The following is a 22,088-nucleotide window of genomic DNA, read 5'->3' as shown; positions in this document are numbered from 1 at the left end:
ACCGCCACGACCCCGATCCGCGCGACGCGGCGTGGTCGCCACCTGCGGCATCGGCGGGGACCGCGGCGTCGGCGATGGCTGCACCGACTGCGGGCTGCGGCTTCGGCGAGGACTGCGCCTTTTGCGGCGGGGCCTCGGCTCGCCACGCCGGCATCGTCGCCAGCACCTTGCCCCGCTCCTCCGGCGGCTTGCTCACGCCCTCACCTCCGCGACGCGCCGATGCATGCCTGAGCCACACCCGCGACGGACAGAGAGCGCCGCCGCCGTGCAACGGACTGCCCACGCCGCTGGCTCCGGCACGAAACGAGCCGCTCGTGGCGTGGGCGCCGCCACGCCATGACGTCGGTCTGAGCCGCCGTCCATGCGCGTGCTCCAGACCGCCGCCGTCACCTCCGCCACGCAGCGGTGCGTAGCCGGCACGCAACCGCCGCCGTCGCCGGGTCATGCCGACGCCAAGCTCCGGCGCCGCTTCAAGCCACACCCGATCGTGGATGGCCTCGCCACCAGACCCCGGCGCCAGGTCAACAAGCACCCGCAACCGGTGGCGGATGGGCACGCCGGCGGACCCCGGCGCCGGTGCAGGAAGCAGCCGCGGCCGTGGTGGACGAGTCGTCAGGCTGGTCACAGGCGCACCAGTCGGCCTTCGGACCAGGCGCCGAGGGGGCGCAGGCCGCCTGCGGACCATTCACCGGTGACGGTGGTCGGGTGGCCGCCGGTGATGGCGAGCAGGCGCCACGGGTCGCCGGCGGCGGGGTCGAGGGGGAGGGCGAGGCCGTCGGGGTCGACCAGGTGCCAGGTGCCGCCGTCGCGGGTGGGGCAGACCGCGTCGACGGTCATCGGCCAGTAGTCCAGCCAGGGGTCCTCGGCGAGGGCAGCGGCGTGGGCGCGCAGGTTGGCCTCGATGCCGATGGCGCCAGCGACGGCGGGCATGCGGGCCGGTGGGCCGTGGCGCTTCGCGATCAGGGCCCGGGCCGGCTGGCCGCCGGGATAGAGGCAGATGTCGGCGTCGATCTGGGTGCCGGGGAGCAGGTCGATCGGCAGGGACTGCCCCGCGACGGCGAACGACAGCACCAGGACGGGGCGCAGCGTCGAGGCGCCACGCAGCCAGGCGCGGCGGACGGTGAGCTGGTCCTCGATCTCGTCGCGGACGCCGTGGACCTGCCAGCGGTCGCGCAGGGCGGGGCCGGCGAGGACGGTCTCGGTGGCGATCGGCAGGCCGACCCGCATGCGGACGCTCGCGGCGAGGTCGTCGGGGAGGTCGGCCATGCGGCGATAGCCGCCGACGAGCAGGTGGAGCCGGGCGAGCTCGCCGAGGAGCCGCTCGGGTGAGCCCGTGACCGCGGAGGTGCGGCGCAGGATGCCCGCCGCGCCGGCCGCCTGGGCGTCGACCAGCCGGGCGGCCATCGTGTCCCAGTGCGCATAGCCGCTCTTGGCGACGCTCGCCAGCCCGGCGCGGGCCTGGTCGGCGAGCCAGCGGTCGAGCTCGTCGAGCCCGGCGGAGATCCGGTCGGCCCGGCGGGCCTGCGCCTTCTCACCCGGGGGGCGCGCCGCCTCCGCCACCGCCGGGTGCGGCCGGCGAGGTCTGGGCGGGGACGGAGCGGCGGGCAGCGCGCGAGGACTGCCACTCCTGGACCCAGCCGGGTGCGGTCGCGTCGTTGACGCTGCCGGCCGACCAGCGCAGCAGCAGGGCCAGCGCGTGCTTGCAGGGGAACTTGCGGCTCGGGCAGGTGCACTTGAACGCGGGCTCGGTCAGATCGACGGCGGTCTGATAGGGCGTGCTGCCGCTGCCTTGGCAGAGGCCCCAGATCGTCGGCGGGACGTCGTCGGTGGCGCTGAGCCCGGACTCCAGCCAGGCGCGGTCGCCGGCCATGCCCCTGGCCGCCCGCTGCGCGGACGAGTCGGGTGCCAGCGCCATGACCTGGTCGGTGGTCCAGACCGTCGTCTCCGTCGAAGTTTCGGCCATGCTGCGAAGCGTAGTGAGGGGGTACGACATTCCGTGGTTGGGTATGAACCCGGCATGAGACCCGTGCGCACCGCGGCCCGCTCGATGCTCGCCGCGATCTTCGTCATTCAGGGCTGGGCCGCGTTCCGTGACCCCGCGAAACTCGCCGACAAGGCCCGGCCGCTCACCGACCGGCTGGAGCCGACGTTGAAGGCGGTGCACCCGAGCCTGCCGACCGACGCGGAGACGCTGGTCCGGGTCAACGGCGCGGCGCAGGTCGCGGGCGGGATCCTGCTCGCGACCGGGCAGGCGACGACGCCGGCGGCGCTGGTACTGGCCGGCTCGCTGGTCCCGACGACCCTCGCGGGCCACGCGTTCTGGGAGATCGAAGACCCGGCGCAGCGCAACCAGCAGCGGATCAACTTCCTGAAGAACCTCGGCCTGATCGGCGGGCTGCTGTTCGCCGCGCTGGACAACGAGGGCCGGCCGGGTCTCGCCTGGCGGACCCGCAACACGGCCCGGATCGCCCGCCGCGGCGCCGGCCACTCCGCTCGGACCGCACGCCGCGAGGCGCAGCACGTCGTGCACACGGCGCAGCGCGAGGCCCGCCACGTGCTGCACGCCGCGCAACGCGACGCACGGATCGCCCGCATCGCCGCCCGCACGGGACGCCGCCTACCGTAGAGCCGCCAAAGCGAAATGTCCGAAGTCCGAAACGGCAGACCTACGGACAGTTGACCCATTCCTCTTCGCCGTCGGTGAAGACCTGCCGCTTCCACACCGGCAGCCTCGCCTTCACCTCGTCGACCAGCCGCGCGCACAGCAGGAACGCGTCCGCCCGGTGCGAGGTCGAGATCGCCGCCGCGAGCGCCACATCGCCGATCTCCAGCCGCCCGACCCGGTGTGACACGGCCAGCGCGTGCACGGCAGGCTCCGCGGCGATCTCCGCGGCAATCTCGGCGAGCACGTCACCGGCGCTGGGGTGGCCCTCGTATTCGAGCTCCACGACGCCGCGCCCGCCGTCGTGGTCACGCACCACGCCCGCGAAGGACACGACCGCACCCGCCGCCCGATCGGAGACCGCCAGCTCGTGCGCGGTCACGTCGATCGGCTCACCGGTCACCAGGACCGTGATTCGGTCGGTCACACCCGCTCCCCATCCAGAATCGGCAGTGGTACGAGGTGTGCCGGCGTCCCCGCCAGCCCCCGCCCTCCGGGCGGAATGATCGCGAAGCCGATCGAGTTGGCCAGACCCCTCAGCATCGAGGAGCCGGCATGGGCCACCGGATACGCCAGCCCGTCCAGCGGATCTCGGCGCACCAGGGCCAGGTGGGTGTAGTCGCCGCGCCCGGCGATGTCCGCACCCAGTTTGACGGTCGTGTGCTCGGGCCGGGCGCGCCCGGTCAGTCCGGCCAGCAGCGGCAGTACCAGCGAAACCAACGCTACGAAGGTCGACTGGGGATTGCCGGGCAGGCCCGCGACGAACTGCCCGCCGGGCAGCTGCGCGACGAGCATCGGGAAGCCGGGCCGGACGGCGACGGTGTTGACGATGTAGGTGGCGCCGAGCTCGGCGAGCGCCGGGTGCAGGTGGTCGACGGGGCCGTGCATGGTGCCGCCGGTCGTGCAGATGACCTGGGCACCGGCGTCGACGGCGGCCCGGAGCGCGGCGACGTGGTCCTCGAGGGTGTCCGCGACGGGCGCGCGGTGGTGCACGACCTCGGTGCCGGCCCGCCGCAGCCATGCCGGCAGCGGGGGCCGAGCGCGTCGCGGACCCGCCCGTCGCCGGGGACGCCGGCGGTCAGCAGCTCGTCGCCGAAGACCAGCAGGGCGCTGCGCGGCTTGGGGCGGCACGGCAGGGTGTCATAGCCGCAGGCGGCGGCCAGGCCGATGACGCCGGGCGTGATCGGCGTGCCGGCCGGCAGGAGCTCCTCGCCGAGGGTGGCCTCCTCGCCGGTGAGCCGCCAGTCGGGGATCTTGCGGGGCTCGCCGGAGACGACCCGATCGCCGTCGACCGCGGAGTCCTCGGTGCGCACGACATACAGGGTGCCGTCGGGCACCATGCCGCCGGTGGCGATCTCCACGCAGGTGCCGTCGGCGGTCAGCGGCTCGGCGTGGTCGCCGGCGAGGACCCTGCCGATGATCTGCCAGGGTGCCGGGCCGCGCACGGCCCAGCCGTCGACGCTCGAGGTGGGAAACGCGGGCAGCGCGGTCAGTGTGGTCAGCGGCTCGGCGAGGGTCAGGCCGTCGGACTCGACGAGGGGGACGGGCACGGGGCCCGACGCGACCGCCGATCCAGCCTCGAACACCGCCTCGCGGGCATCGGCCCACGCGATCGGGAACGTCACGCTTCGAGCCTAGTCCCCGGCGGGCAAGGGATCGCGCTCAGTGGTCGCCGCCGCGGAGTTGGTCGACCGCGTGGGCGAGGACCGGCCCGAGCACCGCGAGGCCGTCCTTGGCACCGCCCTTCGAGCCGGGCAGGTTGACGATGAGGGTGCGCCCGGCAACGCCGCTCAGCCCGCGGGACAGGATGGCGGTCGGCACCTTCGCGGCGCCCGCCGCCCGGATCGCCTCGGCGATGCCGGGGACCTCGTAGTCGAGCACGCGACGGGTCATCTCCGGGGTGGCGTCGGTGGGGGTGACGCCGGTGCCGCCGCTGGTCACGATCACGTCGGCGCCGCCGGCGACCGCGGCGCGCAGCGCCTCCTCGACCGGTGGCCCGTCGGGGACGACGACGGGGTCGCCGACGTCGCAGCCCAGCTCGCGCAGGCCGGCGACGAGCAGGGGGCCGCTGGTGTCGGCGTAGACGCCGGCGGAGGCCCGGTTGGAGGCGACGATCACGACGGCCTTCATGAGGCCCGCTCCCAGAGGCCGGTCTTGCCGCCTTCCTTGCGCAGCACCCGCACTCCCTCCAGCGACGCGGCCGGGTCGACCGCCTTGATCATGTCGATGAGGGCCAGGCCGGCGGCGGCGACGGCGGTGAGCGCCTCCATCTCGACGCCGGTGCGGTCGGCCGTGCGGGTGGTCACCTCAATGTCAACCGTCCCGTTACTCAGAGTCAAGTCGACCGTCACCCCATGAAGGGCAATCGGATGACATAACGGGATGAGATCGGGCGTGCGTTTCGCGCCCATGATTCCGGCGATCCGGGCAACGGCCAAGGCGTCACCTTTGGGTAACGCACCGTCGTACAGCAACGCTATTACTTCAGCGGTCGTACGGACGGAACCAGCCGCAACCGCACGTCGCGCGGTGATTTCCTTGCCGGCGACGTCCACCATCCGGGCCGCACCGCTCTGGTCGACATGGGTCAGTTCGTGTGCCACGACTTCACCTTATCGATCGTGCGGTGAACTGTCGTTTGATCATGCACGCTAGTGGGAAGATGCGTCGATTCCGTTCTACGGAGCGTAACTTTCACGTTACCAAAATATGACAACCCGTGCCCTTCTTCGCAAACTATGAGTCGACGGACAAATGGGTATGGGCAACTTGCGAAATGCACCCTAGGCTTCGTTCAACGCCAGGGAGTTCGATACACATCGATATCCCTGACGGCACGGGGGTCGTAACCGCGAAAACGACCTAGGGGGCAAAAATGCGTGGACACGAGTGGCTCTGAAAGCTCGGCCTTGACAGAGGCACACAACCATCGGTCACGATGAACAGACCGCGATGCAAAGACCATTGGGTACCGACGACGCGACCAACCGGCGCCTCTGGCGTCTTGTTGGTCCCGTCGTCGTCGGTGCGGGCATCGCCGTCATCGCAGCATTGTGGCTGATCAGGGGCTACGGCAGCCTCATGCTCGTCCTGCCGCTGCCGACCGTGCTGGTCATTGGCTGCGGATACATGCGCATCCAGATGCGGATCCGCTCGACGCTGCACGGTTGGACGCCGGTATCGGCCGTCATCACCTTGGCAGCGGTGTTCCTACCGGCCCCGCTCGTGATCCTCTCCGTGGCCGTCGGCAAAATCACCGACCAGTTGCTGAACGTGGCGCACGTGCCGGTGAAAATCAGTTTCAATGTCGGCAAGGACGTGCTCAACAGCACCGCCGCGACGCTCGCGGTGGCCGCCGTGGGGTTCCAGCCGATCCTGGTGGCCCCGGACCACACCGGACCGCTCAGCGGCGCGCTGACCGCCACCGTCATCGCCTCCCTCGCGTACACCGCCGTCGACGAGCTCGTGTCCAAGGCCCTGTTCGCGATGCTCACCCATACGCCGTACCGGCAGCGCCTGCTCGCAGACTGGGGCAACCTCGCCGTCGCACAGGCCGGCGCATTCGTCATCGCCGTCGCCGCCGTCGTCGCGTACTACATCAACTACTGGCTCCTGCTGCTCCTGCCGCTGCTGCTGTGGTGCATCCACCTCGCCTCCGGCAACCGCGTCCGCGCCCGCCAGGGCAACGAGGCCTGGCAGCGGCTAGCCGAGGCCACCGACGAGTTCAACTCCGTGGACCAGACCGCCGTGCTCCACGCCGCCGTGCGCAAGGCCGCGGAACTCTTCTCCACCGACGAGGTCGAGGTCCAGATCCGCCCGCCGACCGACGAGGCCCGGCTCGTGCGCAGCAACGGCCGCGACATTCTGTACGACGGCAACCCCGACGACGCGCCCCCGGTGACCGGATTCGTCATCCCGATCGGCCTGGAGAGCTACCGCGGCGACGCCGACCTCGGCGAACTGCGCCTGCGGTTCCGGTCACCGGTCAAGCTCACCGAGCGCGAGGGCTACACGCTGCACACCTTCGCCGCCGCGCTGTGCACCGCCATCCGCAACGCCTCCACCTTCGCCGAGACCCAACGCCTCGCCGACAGCAACGCCCGCGCCGCCGCCCAGGACCCCCTCACCCGCCTCGCCAACCGGCGCAAGCTGCAGCAGTACGGCGACGAGGTCCTCGCCACCGGCATCGTCGGCGTCCTGCTCATCGACCTCAACCACTTCAAAGAGGTCAACGACACCCTCGGCCACTCCGCCGGCGACCGGGTGCTCATCACCGTCGGCGAACGCCTCTCCGCCGCCGTCCGCGAAGGCGACCTGGTCGCACGGTTCGGCGGCGACGAGTTCGCCGTCATCCTCGCCAACCTCAGCGCACCCGCCCTCGCCGAGATGCGCGCCCACGCGATCCTCGACGCCCTCGCCCCGCCCATCCAGCTCGATGACATGCGCATCAGCGTCGAGGCCAGCTGCGGCGTCACCACCGCCAGCGGCGGCACCATCGGCGAGCTGCTGCGGCGCGCCGACGTCGCCATGTACCAGGCGAAACAGGACGGCCAACGGGTCGTCGTCTACGCGCACGCCCGCGACACCGCCGACATCGGCACCCTCACCCTCGGCGGCGACCTCGCCCGCGCCGTCGCCGAAGGCCAGTTCGTGGTCAACTTCCAGCCGATCGTCGACCTCGCCACCGGCCAGGTCATCGGCGCCGAGGCACTCACCCGCTGGCACCACCCCGACCGCGGCGACCTCGCACCCGACCGGTTCCTGCCCGCGATCGAACGCTCCGGCCAGCTCTCCGCCTTCGCAGACGCCGTCCTCGACCAGGCACTGACCGCCGTCTCGCAATGGGCCGACGCGGGTCACCCCATCCCCGTCGCCGTCAACGTCTCGCCCCGCAGCCTGCTCGACCCGTCGTTCCCCGACGCCGTCGCCCGCCGCCTCGCCGCCCGCGGCGTGCCGTCCTCCTCACTCGTCATCGAGCTCACCGAGTCCGTGACCCTCAGCAAACTCGAGGTCGTGGACGACGTCCTCGCGGCACTGCGCGACCAGGGCATCCGCCTCGCCCTCGACGACTTCGGCACCGGCTTCTCCTCCCTGGCCACCCTCGCCCGGGTCGCCGTCGACGAACTCAAGATCGACCGCAGCTTCGTCGCCGCCATGAACGCCTCCGCCCCCGGCGCCGTCGTCCGCTCCACCATCGACCTCGGCCGCAGCCTCGGCCTGGTCGTCGTCGCCGAAGGCATCGAACGCGAGAACCAGCGCCAGCAGCTCTGGGAGCTCGGCTGCCCCGCCGGCCAGGGCCATCTCTTCGCCCGCGCCATGCCCGCCGACCGGCTCCTCGCCGCCCTGCGCCGCGGCCACGACGGCCAACCCGGCTGCCTCGCGCCACCCCTGCACGACACCGACACCGTCATCCGGCTGCCGCGCAACCGCCGGTCCCGCCGCATCGGCGCGGCCGAGCCCGGGCAAGAATGGGTGCCATAGCCACGTTCATGTCTCGCGCCCGGATCAGCGACGCCGTGCTCTACGGACTGTCCGCCGTGTTCGCCGCGATCACCGCCGTCACGTCGACCTTGCCGCCGCACCGTGCCTGGGGTGCCATCGCCTGGTGGGGCTACGCCTGCGCGTTCCTCATCACGCTCGTCGTGCTCCGCCGGCTCCTGCTGACCTTCGTCGTCTTCACGGCGGTCACGCTCGTGCCCCTGGTCACGCAGGCCGTGCAGCGCGCCGGCGGCCGCACCGACCGCGCGCAGGAGGAGGTCCTCGTCGTCGAGCAGATGGGCCGGCGACTCCTCGACACCGGCACGCCCTACCTCGACCGCCCCGACATCGCCGCACTCCCCGCGTCGGAGCGGTTGCTCGGCTATTCGCCGTACCAACCCGGCATGTCGATCTTCGGCATCCCCCGAGCGCTCCTCGGCGACCACTGGTGGACCGACGCCCGGATCTGGTTCGCGGCCGCCACCATCGGCGCGCTGCTCTGGACCCTCCGACTGCTCGCCGACCTGGTCGCCCCGCCCGGGCTCGTCCTCATCGCCCAGTCCGTCGCCGTCCTGCCGATCTGCACCCTCACCCTCACCACCGGCGGCGACGACCTGCCCGTGGTCAGCCTGTCACTGCTCGCCATGGCCTTCACCGCCCGCCACCGCTGGGCCGCGGCCGGGGTCGCCATCGGCGTGGCCGGAGCGTTGAAGCTGTTCGCCCTTCCTGCGGCGCTGGTACTGATGGTGCTCGCCTGGCAGGCGGGCGCTCCGCGCCTCCGCGCCCTCGCCGCCGGAGCTCTCGGCCTGCCGATCCTGGTGATGCTGCCCGCGCTGGTCGTCGCCCCGTCCGCGTTCGTCGAGAACGTCCTGCGCTTCCCCGCCGGCCACGGCCTCGTCACCAGCCCCGCCCAGTCCCCGCTGCCCGGCCAGCTCATCGCCTCGTCGACGGCCGCCGGACGCACCATCGCCCTCTCGCTGCTGGTCGCCGCCGGCCTCGCCATCGGCATCTGGCTGCTCCGCCGCCCGCCACAGAGCACCCGAGCCGCCGCCCTCGTCATCACCGTCGGCCTCACCGCGGCGATCATGCTCATCCCGTCGACCCGTTTCGGCTACCTGCTCTACCCGGCCGCCTTTCTTGCTTTGTGGTGGGCGCTGCGCCCGCCGCCCGCCCCCGTTGATCGACCCGCCAATCTCTGGTCGGCATCCTCCGGAGCGGCGTAAACAGGAAGCATGGCCTTCCGGGACCGCCAAGAAGCCGGCGCCGCACTCGCCGCGCTCCTCACCGGCTACGCCGACCGGCCCGACGTCATCGCACTCGGCCTGGTCCGCGGCGGCATGCCCGTCGCCGCCGAGGTCGCCGACCGCCTCCGCGTCCAGCTCGACGCCCTGGTCGTGCGCAAGCTCGGCGTCCCCTGGGCGCCCGAGGTCGCCTTCGGCGCGATCGGCCCCGGCGGCGTGCAGGTCCTCAACCCTGAGATCAGCCTCGAACCACACGAGATGGCCCCGGTCATCCGCCACGAAACCGCCGAACTCCGCCGCCGCGACCGCCTCTTCCGCATCGGCCGCGACCCGCTGGACCTCACCGGGCGGGTCGCCCTCATCATCGACGACGGCCTGGCCACCGGCGCCACGGCGGGCGCGGCGATCGCGGTCGCCAGAGCCCTGTCGGCCGCCCGCGTGGTGCTGGCCGTCCCGGTCGGCGCGACTCCTGCCGTGCGGCGCCTGTCCCTCGCCGCCGACGAGGTCGTCTGCCCCTTGATATCCGACTACTTCGGCGCCGTCAGCCGCTACTACGACGACTTCCACCAGGTCCCGGACGCCGAGGTCGCCCGCCTCCTGAGCCGCGCCTGACCGCATCGGACCTCAGATCGACAGATCAAGATCACGCTCGCTTCGCGCCGCTCGGGCTCGGGCCGACCGCTGCGACGGCACGCATGCCCGATGCCGTGATCACGGATTTCAGTGACACCCCAAGCCCAATGAAGTTCCGTGATCACGAAGAAGTGACCGGGCAGTGCCACACGTCGGACGGCGACCTTCACCACGGGACCGCTCCTGTCCCGCACCCGGACGTGGGCCCACCTTCGCGAACCGCCTAACGTCTGGGCGCCATGATCGAAGGATGGCCGCGGCCGTCCACACGACCAGCACGCGCCTTCGACTACCGGAGAAGATCCACTCTGTGCGAGCGACCGGCAGTAGGTCAGGATTGCATTCGCTTCGCACCCCGCCCGCCCGCCAGCGTGATCACGGAATTTTCGTGGCGCCCCAAGCCCAGTGAAGTTCCGCGATCACGAGAAGGGGTCAGAGCCGGGAAGACCACCCGTCGGACGGCGACCTTCACCGCAGCATCGTGCTCGTCCCGCACCCGGACGCGTGGCGGTGATCGGCGACGTCGTGGGACGCCTTCACGGCCGGCGCGCCTATTGCTGGTCGCCCATAGAGCGACTCGGTGGGGCGCCGGCCTCTTACCCAAGACGCCGGTCGAGTCCCAACCCCACTGCCGTGCGTGGACCAGGTCGGCACGAACACTTCGCCGTGGCGCCCTTTGAACGGCGGCAGCGAGCAGCTACGGAGCCTGCGCAACGGGGCCGCCGACACCTCCGAGCAGGTGCGAACGTCGATGTTGGGCCTGGGCCCAATGGCGCCCCGCGACCACGACCGAGGACCCGCCGATGGCGCCTCTAGATCGCCATGTCCACGAAACGCGACAGGTGCAGCTGCGCGGCGACCGTGATCGTGTCCGTAGGCCCGTTACGGTGCTTGGCAACGATGAAGTCCGCCTCACCCGCGCGCGGAGACTCCTTGTCGTAGTAGTCGTCACGGTGCAACAGGATGACCACGTCGGCATCCTGCTCGATCGAACCACTCTCGCGCAGGTCAGACAGCTGCGGGCGCTTGTCGGTGCGCTGCTCTGGGCCACGGTTCAGCTGGCTGACCGCGACCACCGGACACTCGACCTCTTTCGCGAGCAGCTTCAGGCCACGCGACAGGTCCGCGACCTCCTGCTGCCGGCTCTCGGTCCGCTTCGGGCTCGTCATCAGCTGCAGATAGTCGACGATGATCAGCTTGAGGTCGTGGCGCTGCTTGAGCCGTCGGGCCTTGGCCCGGATCTCCATGAGGTTCATGTTCGGCGTGTCGTCGACGAACAGCGGTGCCTCGCTGATCTCGCCCATCCTGCGGGCCAGCTTCGTCCAGTCGTCGTCCGACAGCTGCCCCGACCGCAGCACGTGCAGCGGCACCCGCGCCTCAGCCGAGAGCAGTCGCATGACGATCTCGACCTTGGACATTTCCAGGCTGAAGATCGCGCTCGCCATGTTGTGCTTCACCGACGCCGCCCGGCTGAAGTCCATCGCGGCGGTGGAGTTGTGGGTCGGGATCATCGAACGGCCGGCGAGGTAGAGGTGATCGACGTTGTCGACCTGCACGCAGCGCACGGGGACGCTCGCAACTGGCCTGACGTCGACGATGAACCGAGACGCGGTCCTTGATGTGCTGGTGGTCCGCCGTCGCGCCTGGTGTGCGGACCGCTTCCGCTCCAGCCGGAACACGTCGTCCACGGTCGTGAAGTTCAAGGTGTAGGCGATGGAACTGGCCGGGGTGCGGCCCTTGACCTGCCTCGTCGTCACCGTGCACCGGTAGCCGAGACTGACGATCAGCTCACGCACGTCGCCCGCGAGCCGTGCCGAGGTGGACGTGAACTGCACGTTGCCGGTGGTCGTCACCGTGCCGTCGGTGTCCAGCAGGCCGGCCAGCAGCGCGCGCCGTTGCCGCTCCGAGCTGCGGAGATAGCCGGACGGGACGTGCTTGTTGTTGAGCACACCGAGCACTCGCAGATCATGCACCAGCGCCGGACCCTGCTCGGGCGCCCTACCGATGCCATACAGCATCGGGTGCGCCGAACTCGGCCTGATCTCGAACCCGTCATCGGCGATGTCGGCGACGATCTGCGGATCGGCGGTGGTGATGCGTCCGGCCGCGGAGTGGCCGTCGCCGAGCCACGCCCCGAGCGTGTAGGGCGGCACCAACAGGTCGCGCTCGGGCAGTTGCAACGGGCGGCAGTTGTCCACCGCGTGGTTGAGGCGGCCGTCCATCGGATGCCGGAGCGTTGCCGCGATGTCCTCGGTGGTGACGACTCCGTCGTGCCTGGCAGTCGTCTCGGCATTGACGGTCCTGGTGATCCGCCGGTGCAGCGTCGTGAGCAGCGCATGCTTGGAATAGGCCTGGATCGAGCGTTGCCACGGCCTGCCCGCGCGCTGATACTCGCGGACGACGTCGTCCGACGTGCCGACCTCGCTGCCCACGACGTGGAGCACGTGCCGGAACGGGGATCCGACGATTTGGACCGCCTCGCCGAACGTCACGAGCGAGTCCGGCTGAGCCATCGCATGCGCCAAGGCCGGCGCGACCTGGGCGCGTGCAGTTTCGGGCCATTGCGGCGTCGACGCGATCTCAGCGCGCTGCCGCCGGGCGGCCCTGGTGGTGGTCTTCCAGAGATGCTCGGCGTCGGCGACGATCACGCTGCCGTCGGAGAACTCGACTTCGAAGCAGGGGCGGCCGTGCAGGACGTCGAACGCGTTGATGATCGTCGTCGGCTTGCCGTCGGCGTCGAGCAACTGGTCGCCGACTTTGACCTCGCCCATCGTCGTCCAGCCGTCGGGCGTCGGAAGCGGTGTGTCGAGCGCCAGGGCCTTGCCCAGCCCGGGTCGGCCGGCGACGATCACCAACTGGCCGGGGTGCAGGCCGTTGAGGAGGCGGTCGAGGTCGCTGAAGCCGGTGGGGACGCCGGTCATGACGCCGCCTTGGGCGCCGACGGCTTCGATCTCGTCGAGGGTTGGCTGGAGCATCTCGGCGAGGACGGCGAAGTCCTCGCTGACGCGCTTCTCGGTGACGTCGTAGATGGCCTGCTGGGCGAGGTCGACGACGTCGTCGACGTCGCGGCCGCCCGGGCCGGCGGAGCCGTAGCCGAGCTGGACGATGCGGGTGCCGGCCTCGATGACGCGGCGCAGGACGGCGCGCTCGGCGACGATGCGGGCGTAGTAGGAGGCGTTGGCGGCGGTGGGCACGGCGGCCATGAGGGTGTGCAGGTAGGCGGCGCCGCCGACCTTGGCGATCTCGCCCGCGTCGGTCAGGGCCGCGGCGACGGTGACGGCGTCGGCGGGCTCGCCGCGACCGTAGAGGTCGAGGATCGCGTCGAAGACGACGGTGTGGTTGGGCCGGTAGAAGTCGTGGGACTTGAGGATCTCGACGACGTCGGCGATGGCGTCCTTGGACAGCAGCATGCCGCCGAGGACGCTCTGCTCCGCCGCGACGTCCTGCGGTGGGGTGCGCTCGAAGGTCTCGGCGCCGCCGGACGGGCGCTCAGATGCCTGTGGTTGGTCCTTCGGGGGCTGCCGGCGCGGCTCCGCCGGGGTTGCGTCGTCCCATGGGTCGCCGCCTCGCCTGTCTTCAGTGATCGACACTCGCCCCTCCAACGTCATACCCGCACTGACCAGTAGACCTCGCGGGTATGACAAAAAATCGCCGCGCGCTGTCGAAAGACGAGGGCGCCCCGCGCAACCGTATGGAGCGACCGGCGTTCGTCAAAACCGGCCGGTGGACAACCCTTGGGACAACCTGTGGACCACCGTCCACAATCGGGGGATCAGCTGTGCACAGCCCTGTGGACAACCCTACGGCTGGGATCCACAAAGCGTTGCTGAGCTGGGGTTTCTTCATCCACAGCCTGTGCGCGAAAAATAGTCGCCCGATCGAGTGATGTGACGGTGGGATGTTTTCCGGCTGGACGGACGATGGCGGGCATCGCACGGGAGAGTGACGCTGCGGCCGTGGGTTACCCGGAGTGGGACAGGTCACGCGAGCCAGGTGAGGGCTATTACTCGGGCCGTCGTGACCACACTCCGCGGTCGTTCCGGCGGCAGGACGAGGAAGAGGACGAGTCCACCGACTACGCGGGCGCGTTCATCGCCACCGCCTGCTGGTACGTGGTGCCGCTGATCGGCTACGTGATCTGGGCGGCGACGCTGTCGTCGCAGCCGCGGCCCGGCTGTGTCGACGCGTTCGGGATGCAATGTCCGGCGCCTCGGGCCGAGGCGTTCACCAATCTGCTGGACGGCGTGCCGCAGATCGCGGTGGCGCTCGCGCTCGGGATCACGGTGGCGATGTTCCTGGGGTGGGCGACGTCCGGCTGGCGGGCGTGGACCATCGGTTTCGCCTCCGCGGTGCTGGGTGCGGGCATGGCCACGGTGATCTTCGCGGTGCTCGCGACGCAGCTCTGATCCGATCGGTTCCCGTCGAAGGGTCACAGCATCCTTGCGAGACGATCACCGATGCTCACGCTTGGGTCTCTGTCCGGTTACGCTCGGAGCCGATCACGGGTGGGTCGTCGTCTGACTGGCCAAACACCTTTCAGGGAGGCTTCCATGGTCAGCCAGTTCCGTGTCGTCGCCGTGGCCGTGATCGCCGCGTTGTGCCTGACGGCATGCGGCGCCTCGTCCGACGACAGCGAGGCACCCGCCTACAACAACGCGAAGACGATGAATCCGCAGGGCGGTCAGCCGGGTCCGCCCGCGACCGGTGAGCTGGCGGACGAGGCTCCGGGCGAGCAGTCGGCGTCGAACCAGCCGGTGTCCACGTTCGCGGTCGACGTCGACACCGCCTCCTATGGCTACGCGAAGCGGCAGTTGCTGTCGGGGACACGGCCGGCGGCGAGCACGATCAGGCCGGAAGAGTTCGTCAACTCGTTCGCGCAGGGGTACAGGCAGCCTCCGGGCGACGGCTTCGCCGTTTTGGCGGACGGTGCCCGGTTGCCCCGGACGCACCGTAATCCCAGTGACACGGCGAGGTTGCTCCGGGTGGGGCTGCAGACGAGGGCGGAGCCTGAGGGGCAGCGCCTCGATGCGTCGCTGACGTTCGTCGTGGACGTGTCCGGTTCGATGGCCGAGCCCGGCAAGCTCGACCTGGTCAAGAGTGGCCTGCACACGCTGGTGGATCAGTTGCGCACGACGGACTCGGTGGCGTTGATCGCCTACTCCGACAACGCCGAGGTGCTGCGGCAGATGACGGCGGTGCGGGACCGTTCGGCGTTGCACGGTGCTATCGACCGGCTGCGGGTGGCGGGGAGCACCAACCTTGAGGAGGGTCTGCGGCTCGGGTACGAGACGGCGCGCAAGAGCTTCCGGTCGGGTTCGACCAACCGCGTCATCCTGCTCTCCGACGGCCTTCCGAACGTCGGCTCGACGAACGCCACGTCCCTGGTCCGCGAGGTGCAGGAGGCAGCGGCAAAGCAGATCACGATGATGGGTGTCGGGGTCGGCAGCGACTACGGCGACAAGTTCATGGAGGAGCTGGCCGACAAGGGCGACGGGTATGTCGTCTACGTCAGCGACACCGCCGAGGCGAACAAGGTCTTCGTGGAGCAGCTGCCGGCGACGCTCGCGGTCCGTGCGTTGGACGCGAAGGCGCAGGTGGAGTTCGATCCCGCGGCTGTGGCGTCGTACCGGTTGATCGGCTACGAGAACCGCACGCTGTCGGCGTCGGCGTTCCGCAACGACCGGGTCGACGGCGGCGAGGTCGGGCCGGGGCATGCGGTGACCGCGCTGTATGCGCTGCATTTGCGCGCCGGTGCCGAGGGGCATCTGGCGGACGTGCGGGTGCGCTGGCAGGACCCGCGGACGCGGGAGCCCAGCGAGCAGCACCTGTCGGTGACGGTGGCGTCGCTGGACCGGGAGTTCTCGTCTGCGGCACCGCAGGTCCAGGTCTGCTACACGGCCGCGTACTTCGCCGAGGTGCTGCGCGCCAGCCGGTACGCCGAGGAGGTCCAGCTGGACGACCTGTTCCGGCTGGCGCTGCGGCTGGGCGAGGGGGATCAGCAGGTCGCCGAGCTCGCCGAGGTGATCCGGGCGGCGACGAAGCTCTACCGGTAGGGGACGGCACAGCATCGGCAGCACGGCGCCAGACGCCGAAGAGGGGCCCGCTCCACCAAGCGGGCCCCTCTTCGTCTGCAGCGGTGTTACTTGGCGGCCGTGACCTTCAGCGTGAAGCTGGCGGCGACCTCGGGGTGCAGCTTGATCTGCACCTTGTAGTCACCGACCGACTTCACGTGGCCGGGCAGCTCGAGGCGGCGCTTGTCCAGGGACGGACCGCCGGCCTTCGTGACGGCGTCGGCGACCTCGGCCGGGGTGACCGAGCCGTAGAGCCGGCCGCCTTCGCCGGCGCGGACGGCCAGCTTGACGGTGAGGTTCTCCAGCTGGCCCTTGACCTCGTTGGCGTGGCCCAGGTCGCGGATCTCGCGGGCCCCACGGGCACGCTTGATGGTCGCGATCTGCTTCTCGCCGCCCTTGGTCCACGGAATCGCGTAGCCCTGCGGGAGCAGGTAGTTACGCCCGTAGCCGTCCTTGACCTCGACCACGTCGCCGGGGGTCCCGAGACCGGTGACCTCCTGCTTCAGGATGATCTTCATATCAGTCTCCCCTTATCGCGCAGTCGCGGTGTAGGGGAGCAGGGCCATCTCGCGTGCGTTCTTGACGGCACGCGCGATCTGCCGCTGCTGCTGTGCGGTCACGCCGGTCACCCGCCGAGCGCGGATCTTGCCGCGGTCGGAGATGAACTTACGCAGCAGCGCGGTGTCCTTGTAGTCGATGTAGGCGATGCCCTCCTTGTCGAGAGGGTTCACCTTCTTCTTCGGTTTGCGCAGGGCCGCAGCCTTCGCCATTGCTCTTGCTCCTGATGCCATTAGAACGGGGGCTCGTCGTCGAAGGATGAGCTCGACCTGCCGCCACCGCTTCCGGCGTTGGCCGGCTGCGCGCTGGCCCACGGGTCGTCAAACCCGCCGCCACCGCCGCCGCCACCGCCACCACCGGATGAAGCGCCGAAGCCGCCACCGCCACCGGAGCGCTGCATCTTCTGCACCTTGGCAGTCGCGTAGCGCAGCGAGGGGCCGATCTCGTCGACCTCAAGCTCGATGACAGTGCGCTTCTCGCCCTCGCGCGTCTCATAGGTCCGCTGCTTCAGGCGGCCGGAGACAATCACGCGGGCACCACGCTGCAGCGACTCGGCGACATTCTCAGCCGCCTGGCGCCACACCGTGCAGGACAGGAACAGCGGCTCGCCGTCCTTCCACTCGTTGGAGGTCTTGTCCATGAACCGGGGGGTCGATGCCACCCGGAACTTGGCCACGGCCGCTCCAGACGGAGTGAAGCGCAACTCGGGGTCGTCGGTCAGATTGCCGATGACCGTGATCGTGGTGTCTCCTGCTGCCATATTGAGTCAACTCCTCGCGCACTGGGGTTTGGCCCACCTTGTCACAGGGGTATGACAATTCCCGGTGACGTGTGGCCGGCGAAGCAGGTCGATCTCGCCCGGATCCGCTTAGCGGACCTCGGGCCGGATGACCTTGGTGCGCAGCACGGACTCGTTGAGTCGCAGCTGACGGTCCAGCTCGGCCACCGACTCCGGCGATGCCTGGAGGTCGATGACGGCGTAGATGCCCTCGGTCTTCTTGTTGATCTCGTACGAGAGGCGCCTGCGGCCCCACACGTCGAGCTTCTCCACCGAGCCACCCGACGTCCGGATCACGTTCAGATACGTGTCGAGCGACGGTGCGACGGTGCGCTCCTCGAGACTTCCATCGAGGATCACCATGATTTCGTAATGACGCAAGACGTTCTCACCTCCTACGGGCTAAGCGGCCGCGGTCCATCCGCGGCAGGAGGTCGTGCGTCGCCTGCCAGCCGATAGGCGGCAGACCGAACTAGAGTACACGGGGCGGGGACATGCAAAGACCGCGGGGCGCGTCATCCGCTTCTCTGGGTGGGACCTGGGGAGGAACGACCACACCGGTGCGTTGGATGACGGCGCCCCGCGGAGCTACCTAATTGTACCTTAAGCGTAGCTAGCGCGTGATGACCGCTGCGCAATGATAGCCCGAATTGCGGCGATTCCCACGCCGACCACGCAGACCGTGGCGACCAGTGCCAGCAGCCCGGTGGGGGCGTTCGTGGCCGGACCGCTCGCAGCAACGGGCTCCTCGACGAATACCCGCTCGTCCGTCGAGGTACTCGCGTTGACATCGGCCCCTGCGGCAGGCGACGCGGTCGCGTCCGGGCCGAGCAGCGACGGGTCGACCGGCTCGGTGCCGGTCCCGTCCACCTCGCCGGTGCTGCCCGACGGGGTCGTGGACGGCTTACGGGTCGAGCGCGCGTTCGCCGAGGGGTTGATGGCCTGGTTGGCGGCGGCGGCCGCGGCACCGGCCGGCCCGTTCGTCGCCGCCGGCTGACCCGCCTGGCCGCCCTGACCCGCGCCCTGCCCCGCAGCCGGAGCGGCGGGCGGCGCGGTGACCCCGACGGAGACCGGCTTGAACTGCTCGACCACGCCGACGCCGCAGGAGAACGTCATCGCGACGTCGACCGGGCCCTTCTTGAAGACGACCGGCACGGCCTGGTTCGGCTGTACCGCCGAGACGGCCTTGCCGTCGACCTTGAGGGTCGCGCCCTGGCCGAGCCGGTTGACGAAGTTGACCCGCGACTCGGCCGGGACCGAGACGCTGCCGGTACTGGGCTCCGACTTGCACACCAGCAGGCTCAACACACTCCCGCCGCTGAACTCGACGGTCGGGGTGGAAGGAGCGGCGTGCACGGGGCTGGCGCCCACGGTCAGGGCCGCGGCGAACAACGCAGCGGCTGCTGCCGCCACGCGGAGTGCCGGTCGGTGTCCAGACAAGGTAGCCATCCAAGGTTGAGGATTGATCAGATGCCATTCCATCGAGGCCGCGCGATCACGGGCGTCCTGGTTGCGTAACGACGCGGCCGACTGGACGGTGACGGAAGCCTGGCATTCCGGACCCTTCGGTCGGGTTACCGCCAGGCCCCGGGCCCGGGTCGCGCAAACTGTCGGTCCCACGTCGTAGGCTCTGCGGCATGCGAATCGGTGCTCACGTCGACCCCGCTGAGCCACTGGCCGAGGCAGCGGCTCGCGGTGCTGACCTGGTCCAGTTCTTCCTGACCGACCCGCAGGGCTGGGCCGATCCCAAAGACCGTCCGGATGCCGAGGCGCTCATCGCCTCCGACGTCGACGTTTACATCCACGCGCCTTATCGGATCAACGTCGCGTCGTCCAACAACAGGATCCGCATCCCCAGCCGCAAGCTGCTCTTCAGACATGCGTCGGGAGCCGCGAAGGTCGGTGCCAAGGGGCTGATCGTGCACGGCGGGCACGTGGAGGACGCCAAGGGCCTGGACGCCGGCTTCGACAACTGGCGCAAGACGTTCGCGTTCGCCGCTGATGAGGGCGGCTTCAAGACGCCGATCCTGATCGAGAACACGGCCGGCGGCGACAACGCCTGCGCCAGGCGCTTCGACGCGCTGGCCCGGCTGTGGGACGCGGTCGGTGAGTATGAGGTCGGGTTCTGCCTGGACACCTGCCACGCCCACGCGGGCGGTGAGGACCTGCTGGACATCGTCGAGCGGGTCAAGGCCATCACCGGGCGGATCGACCTCATCCACGCCAACAACTCCCGCGACGGGTTCGACTCGGGGCGGGACCGGCACGACAACCTGACGGCCGGCGAGATCGACCCGGAGCTCATCGTCGCGGTGATCCGGGCGGCGGGCGCGCCGGCACTGGTCGAGACGCCAGGCGGGGCCGACGGGCAGACCGCCGACATCACCTACCTGCGGGAGCGGCTGGCGTGAGCAACGTGTCCGAGACTGAGAAGGACCCGGAGGCGGAGCCAGCCGCCACGGAGTCCAAGGAGCCGGAGCCGGCGGCGGCAGCCCTCGAGGATCCGGCCGCCGACAACGGAAGGCCCACACGCGCAAAGGCGGACGCGGACGCGAAAGTTTCGGCCGCGACACCGCCCACGCAAAAGGGCGCGAAAGCGGGCGAGCGGGAGGCGGAGAAAGACGGCGCACAGGAGTCCGCGAAGGGCGGCGCGCAGGAGCCCGCGAAGACCGCCGCGCAGGAGGCCGCGAAGACCGGCGCGACGTCCGACGCCGCAGCGTCCACGAAGGACACCGCCACGTCCGATGCCACGGAGCCGACCACGTCCGACGCCACGGAGACGGCGAAGGGCGATCAGCGCGTAAGCCTCGTCAAGGCCGGGGACAAAGCCCAGGACGAGGACCCGTTCGGCTCCTTCGCCCCCGTCCCCGAGGCGGAGCCCAGCCGGGCCCGCAGGGTGGCGAGCCGCGTCGGCAACGCCGTCGGGGAGTTCCTCGGGCACGAGTGGACGATGGCCGCGGTCGGTTCGGTGCTGCTGGCAGCGTTCATGACCTGGCCGACCCTGCGGCACCCGGCCACCACGATCCCGCAGGACACCGCGGACCCGACGCTGCAGGCATGGCAGATGTCGTGGGGAGGGCACGCCCTCATCAGCGACCCGGGGCAGCTGTGGAATGCCAACGCGTTCTTCCCCGACAAGTACAGCTACGCGTTCTCGGACACGCTGCTCGGTTACGCGCCCGCCGGCATGATCGGCAGCGGGCCGGTGGCGGCGCTCGTGCGGTACAACATCATGTACGTCCTGATCTTCGCGCTCGCGTTCTTCGGTGCGTATGTGCTGGCGCGGCAGCTGGGGGCCCGGCCGACCGGTGCGGTCGTGGCCGGCGCCGCGTTCGCGTATGCGCCGTGGCGGCTGGGGCAGGCGGGTCACCTGCACGTGCTGTCGATCGGCGGGATCGCGCTGGCGCTGGCGATGCTTGCCCGCGGGCACGGGTTCTCGCTGCGTGACGGCTATCAGCCGGACCGGCGGCGGTGGGGCTGGGTGCTCGCCGGCTGGCTCGTCGCGGCGTGGCAGATCAGCCTGGGCTTCGGCATCGGCATCCCGTTCGTCTATGCGCTGCTGCTGATCGTGGTGGCGACGGCCGTGTCGTGGGGTTACCGGCACGTGCGGAGGCGGGGATTCGCCCGGCCGTTCGGCTGGAAGCTGTTCTTCGCCAACCTCGGCGGCGGGACCCTGTTCGCCGCGGTCGGCGCGCTGATGGCGTATCCCTACCTGCAGGTGCTCAAGGACCACCCGTATGCGCGGCGCAGCGAGGAGCTCGTCGGGCTGTTCTCGCCGCCGCTGAAGGGCTTCTTCATCGCGCCGCCGGAGTCGTGGCTGTGGGGCGACGCGTATGCGGCCGCCCGCGGCACGCTGACCTGGGCGCCGGAGATGGCGCTGCTGCCCGGTTTCTTCCTGTACGGGCTGGCGTTCGCCGGGCTGTTCGTGTCCACATGGCGGATCAAGCACCGGATCTGGATGCTGGTCGGGGTCGTGGTCACGGTCGCGCTGGCGATGGGGACGCACGGCTTGGGCAAGGGCGAGTTCGGCTACCTGGCGTTGTACCGGGCGCTGCCCGGCTTCGACGGCATCCGCACGTCGGGTCGCCTGGTGGTGTGGACGACGCTGTTCCTGGCGCTGCTCGCGGCCGGGGCGGTGAGCGCGTTCGCGGAGCGGGCGGTGGAGCTGTTCGCCGACCGGACACAGACGGAGCGCAGCGACCGCGCCGGGTTCCTGCCCCGCCTGGCCACGCTGATCCCGGTGATGCTGGTGCTGTTCGAGGGCGCCCACAGCACGCCGCACCCCGTGGTGCCGACCACGCCGGTGGCGATGAGCACGGTGCAGGGTCCGCTGATGGTGCTGCCGAGCCACGAGCTGTTCGACATGAACGTCATGCTGTGGAGCACCGACGGGTTCCCGAAGATCGTCAACGGTGGCAGCGGCTTCACGCCGATGGACCAGCAGGAGCTGCGGCTCACGATGCAGCAGTTCCCCGACGCGGCGACCGTGGCGCTGCTGCGGGAGCGGGGCATCCGCACCGTCATCGTGGTGCGCAGCCAGGCGCTCGGCAGCGCATACGAGCGGGCGATCGACGCGCCGATCGACGGGCTCGGCCTGACCCGCACGGAGCAGAACGACGTCGTGCTCTACAAGGTCGAGGCCGGCTGACACAGCGACGCGAAGAGGG

General features: G+C 70.4%; 19 protein-coding genes and 1 pseudogene. 8 read left to right on the top strand and 12 right to left on the bottom strand.

Going from position 1 to position 22,088, the window contains the following annotated elements:
- Nucleotides 1–621 precede the first annotated feature (621 nt).
- Nucleotides 622–1,560 carry an SWIM zinc finger family protein gene (locus OHA72_RS08400; RefSeq protein ID WP_327007263.1) on the bottom strand — a complete coding sequence of 313 codons (939 nt, stop codon included), beginning with the start codon at nucleotides 1,558–1,560 and terminating at the stop codon, nucleotides 622–624.
- On the bottom strand, nucleotides 1,532–1,963 hold the full coding sequence (locus tag OHA72_RS08395; protein WP_327007262.1) for an SWIM zinc finger family protein: 432 nt from the start codon (nucleotides 1,961–1,963) through the stop codon (nucleotides 1,532–1,534). The genes OHA72_RS08400 and OHA72_RS08395 overlap by 29 nt, the downstream gene beginning before the upstream one ends.
- A 54-nt stretch (nucleotides 1,964–2,017) precedes the next feature.
- Between OHA72_RS08395 and OHA72_RS08390 the strand changes: the two genes are divergently transcribed.
- Entirely contained in the window at nucleotides 2,018–2,626 is a 609-nt protein-coding gene (locus OHA72_RS08390) for a DoxX family protein (RefSeq protein WP_327007261.1), read from the top strand.
- 40 nt (nucleotides 2,627–2,666) lie between these two features.
- On the opposite strand, the gene OHA72_RS08385 is transcribed toward OHA72_RS08390, so the two are convergent.
- The 4 genes and pseudogenes from OHA72_RS08385 to moaC all read right to left on the bottom strand — a co-directional run bounded on the left by OHA72_RS08385 (nucleotide 2,667) and on the right by moaC (nucleotide 5,220).
- On the bottom strand, nucleotides 2,667–3,089 hold the full coding sequence (locus OHA72_RS08385; RefSeq protein WP_327007260.1) for a molybdenum cofactor biosynthesis protein MoaE: 423 nt from the start codon (nucleotides 3,087–3,089) through the stop codon (nucleotides 2,667–2,669).
- Nucleotides 3,086–4,287: pseudogene (locus tag OHA72_RS08380) on the bottom strand (molybdopterin molybdotransferase MoeA). The gene OHA72_RS08385 and the pseudogene OHA72_RS08380 overlap by 4 nt, the downstream one beginning before the upstream one ends.
- A gap of 37 nt (nucleotides 4,288–4,324) precedes the next feature.
- Entirely contained in the window at nucleotides 4,325–4,792 is a 468-nt protein-coding gene (locus OHA72_RS08375; RefSeq protein WP_327007259.1) for a MogA/MoaB family molybdenum cofactor biosynthesis protein, read from the bottom strand.
- Complete coding sequence (gene moaC, locus OHA72_RS08370; protein ID WP_327011510.1) at nucleotides 4,789–5,220, bottom strand: cyclic pyranopterin monophosphate synthase MoaC; 432 nt, start codon at nucleotides 5,218–5,220, stop codon at nucleotides 4,789–4,791. The genes OHA72_RS08375 and moaC overlap by 4 nt, the downstream gene beginning before the upstream one ends.
- 394 nt (nucleotides 5,221–5,614) lie before the next feature.
- Between moaC and OHA72_RS08365 the strand changes: the two genes are divergently transcribed.
- The 3 genes from OHA72_RS08365 to OHA72_RS08355 are packed head-to-tail and all read left to right on the top strand — an operon-like array spanning nucleotide 5,615 to nucleotide 9,993.
- Nucleotides 5,615–8,143 carry a putative bifunctional diguanylate cyclase/phosphodiesterase gene (locus tag OHA72_RS08365; RefSeq protein WP_327007258.1) on the top strand — a complete coding sequence of 843 codons (2,529 nt, stop codon included), beginning with the start codon at nucleotides 5,615–5,617 and terminating at the stop codon, nucleotides 8,141–8,143.
- Between the two features lie 8 nt (nucleotides 8,144–8,151).
- Nucleotides 8,152–9,363 (top strand): glycosyltransferase family 87 protein, encoded by a 1,212-nt coding sequence (locus tag OHA72_RS08360; RefSeq protein WP_327007257.1) that lies wholly within the window; start codon nucleotides 8,152–8,154, stop codon nucleotides 9,361–9,363.
- Nucleotides 9,364–9,372: 9 nt separating this feature from the next.
- Nucleotides 9,373–9,993 (top strand): phosphoribosyltransferase, encoded by a 621-nt coding sequence (locus OHA72_RS08355; RefSeq protein WP_327007256.1) that lies wholly within the window; start codon nucleotides 9,373–9,375, stop codon nucleotides 9,991–9,993.
- A gap of 833 nt (nucleotides 9,994–10,826) precedes the next feature.
- Here OHA72_RS08355 and dnaB read toward each other — a convergent pair.
- Nucleotides 10,827–13,604: a replicative DNA helicase gene (gene dnaB / locus OHA72_RS08350; protein WP_442788539.1), complete on the bottom strand. Its 2,778-nt coding sequence runs from the start codon at nucleotides 13,602–13,604 to the stop codon at nucleotides 10,827–10,829.
- Between the two features lie 366 nt (nucleotides 13,605–13,970).
- Here dnaB and OHA72_RS08345 point away from each other — a divergent pair, with 366 nt between their 5' ends.
- Together OHA72_RS08345 and OHA72_RS08340 are read left to right on the top strand one after the other, a co-directional pair.
- Nucleotides 13,971–14,420 carry a hypothetical protein gene (locus OHA72_RS08345; protein WP_327007255.1) on the top strand — a complete coding sequence of 150 codons (450 nt, stop codon included), beginning with the start codon at nucleotides 13,971–13,973 and terminating at the stop codon, nucleotides 14,418–14,420.
- Between the two features lie 144 nt (nucleotides 14,421–14,564).
- The gene (locus OHA72_RS08340; RefSeq protein WP_327007254.1) at nucleotides 14,565–16,067 is read left to right on the top strand and encodes a vWA domain-containing protein; all 1,503 of its coding nucleotides are present in this window, start codon (nucleotides 14,565–14,567) and stop codon (nucleotides 16,065–16,067) included.
- Between the two features lie 86 nt (nucleotides 16,068–16,153).
- Here the strand turns inward: OHA72_RS08340 and rplI are convergent, their stop codons facing one another.
- The 5 genes from rplI to OHA72_RS08315 form a co-directional block, all read right to left on the bottom strand.
- Nucleotides 16,154–16,603: a 50S ribosomal protein L9 gene (rplI, locus tag OHA72_RS08335; RefSeq protein ID WP_327007253.1), complete on the bottom strand. Its 450-nt coding sequence runs from the start codon at nucleotides 16,601–16,603 to the stop codon at nucleotides 16,154–16,156.
- Between the two features lie 12 nt (nucleotides 16,604–16,615).
- Nucleotides 16,616–16,855, bottom strand: coding sequence for a 30S ribosomal protein S18 (rpsR, locus tag OHA72_RS08330; RefSeq protein WP_033359945.1), 240 nt, complete (start codon nucleotides 16,853–16,855; stop codon nucleotides 16,616–16,618).
- A 20-nt stretch (nucleotides 16,856–16,875) separates the two neighbouring features.
- The gene (locus OHA72_RS08325; protein WP_327007252.1) at nucleotides 16,876–17,403 is read right to left on the bottom strand and encodes a single-stranded DNA-binding protein; all 528 of its coding nucleotides are present in this window, start codon (nucleotides 17,401–17,403) and stop codon (nucleotides 16,876–16,878) included.
- Nucleotides 17,404–17,511: 108 nt separating this feature from the next.
- On the bottom strand, nucleotides 17,512–17,802 hold the full coding sequence (rpsF, locus tag OHA72_RS08320) for a 30S ribosomal protein S6 (RefSeq protein ID WP_033359943.1): 291 nt from the start codon (nucleotides 17,800–17,802) through the stop codon (nucleotides 17,512–17,514).
- Nucleotides 17,803–18,024: 222 nt separating this feature from the next.
- Complete coding sequence (locus OHA72_RS08315; RefSeq protein WP_327007251.1) at nucleotides 18,025–18,813, bottom strand: hypothetical protein; 789 nt, start codon at nucleotides 18,811–18,813, stop codon at nucleotides 18,025–18,027.
- A gap of 245 nt (nucleotides 18,814–19,058) precedes the next feature.
- Between OHA72_RS08315 and OHA72_RS08310 the strand changes: the two genes are divergently transcribed.
- Both OHA72_RS08310 and OHA72_RS08305 read left to right on the top strand, forming a co-directional pair.
- Nucleotides 19,059–19,832, top strand: a complete 774-nt coding sequence (locus OHA72_RS08310; RefSeq protein ID WP_327007250.1) for a deoxyribonuclease IV — start codon at nucleotides 19,059–19,061, stop codon at nucleotides 19,830–19,832.
- 5 nt (nucleotides 19,833–19,837) lie between these two features.
- A complete protein-coding gene (locus OHA72_RS08305) occupies nucleotides 19,838–22,069 on the top strand; it encodes a hypothetical protein (protein WP_327007249.1) in 2,232 nt (743 codons plus the stop codon).
- Nucleotides 22,070–22,088 lie beyond the last annotated feature (19 nt).

The sequence above is a fragment of the Dactylosporangium sp. NBC_01737 genome, assembly GCF_035963215.1.
Lineage (GTDB): Bacteria > Actinomycetota > Actinomycetes > Mycobacteriales > Micromonosporaceae > Dactylosporangium.
Note: the sequence above shows the minus strand (reverse complement) of the source record. Positions and strands in the feature narration are given on the sequence as shown.

Excerpts from the sequence above, each read along its gene's own strand:
- OHA72_RS08395 (WP_327007262.1), bottom strand. The coding sequence starts at position 1,963 with ATGGCCGAAACTTCGACGGAGACGACGGTCTGGACCACCGACCAGGTC.
- OHA72_RS08375 (WP_327007259.1), bottom strand. The coding sequence starts at position 4,792 with ATGAAGGCCGTCGTGATCGTCGCCTCCAACCGGGCCTCCGCCGGCGTC.
- moaC (WP_327011510.1), bottom strand. The coding sequence starts at position 5,220 with ATGGTGGACGTCGCCGGCAAGGAAATCACCGCGCGACGTGCGGTTGCG.
- OHA72_RS08355 (WP_327007256.1), top strand. The coding sequence starts at position 9,373 with ATGGCCTTCCGGGACCGCCAAGAAGCCGGCGCCGCACTCGCCGCGCTC.
- OHA72_RS08360 (WP_327007257.1), top strand. The coding sequence starts at position 8,152 with ATGTCTCGCGCCCGGATCAGCGACGCCGTGCTCTACGGACTGTCCGCC.
- OHA72_RS08340 (WP_327007254.1), top strand. The coding sequence starts at position 14,565 with ATGGTCAGCCAGTTCCGTGTCGTCGCCGTGGCCGTGATCGCCGCGTTG.
- OHA72_RS08310 (WP_327007250.1), top strand. The coding sequence starts at position 19,059 with ATGCGAATCGGTGCTCACGTCGACCCCGCTGAGCCACTGGCCGAGGCA.
- OHA72_RS08365 (WP_327007258.1), top strand. The coding sequence starts at position 5,615 with ATGCAAAGACCATTGGGTACCGACGACGCGACCAACCGGCGCCTCTGG.
- rplI (WP_327007253.1), bottom strand. The coding sequence starts at position 16,603 with ATGAAGATCATCCTGAAGCAGGAGGTCACCGGTCTCGGGACCCCCGGC.
- OHA72_RS08325 (WP_327007252.1), bottom strand. The coding sequence starts at position 17,403 with ATGGCAGCAGGAGACACCACGATCACGGTCATCGGCAATCTGACCGAC.
- OHA72_RS08390 (WP_327007261.1), top strand. The coding sequence starts at position 2,018 with ATGAGACCCGTGCGCACCGCGGCCCGCTCGATGCTCGCCGCGATCTTC.
- rpsR (WP_033359945.1), bottom strand. The coding sequence starts at position 16,855 with ATGGCGAAGGCTGCGGCCCTGCGCAAACCGAAGAAGAAGGTGAACCCT.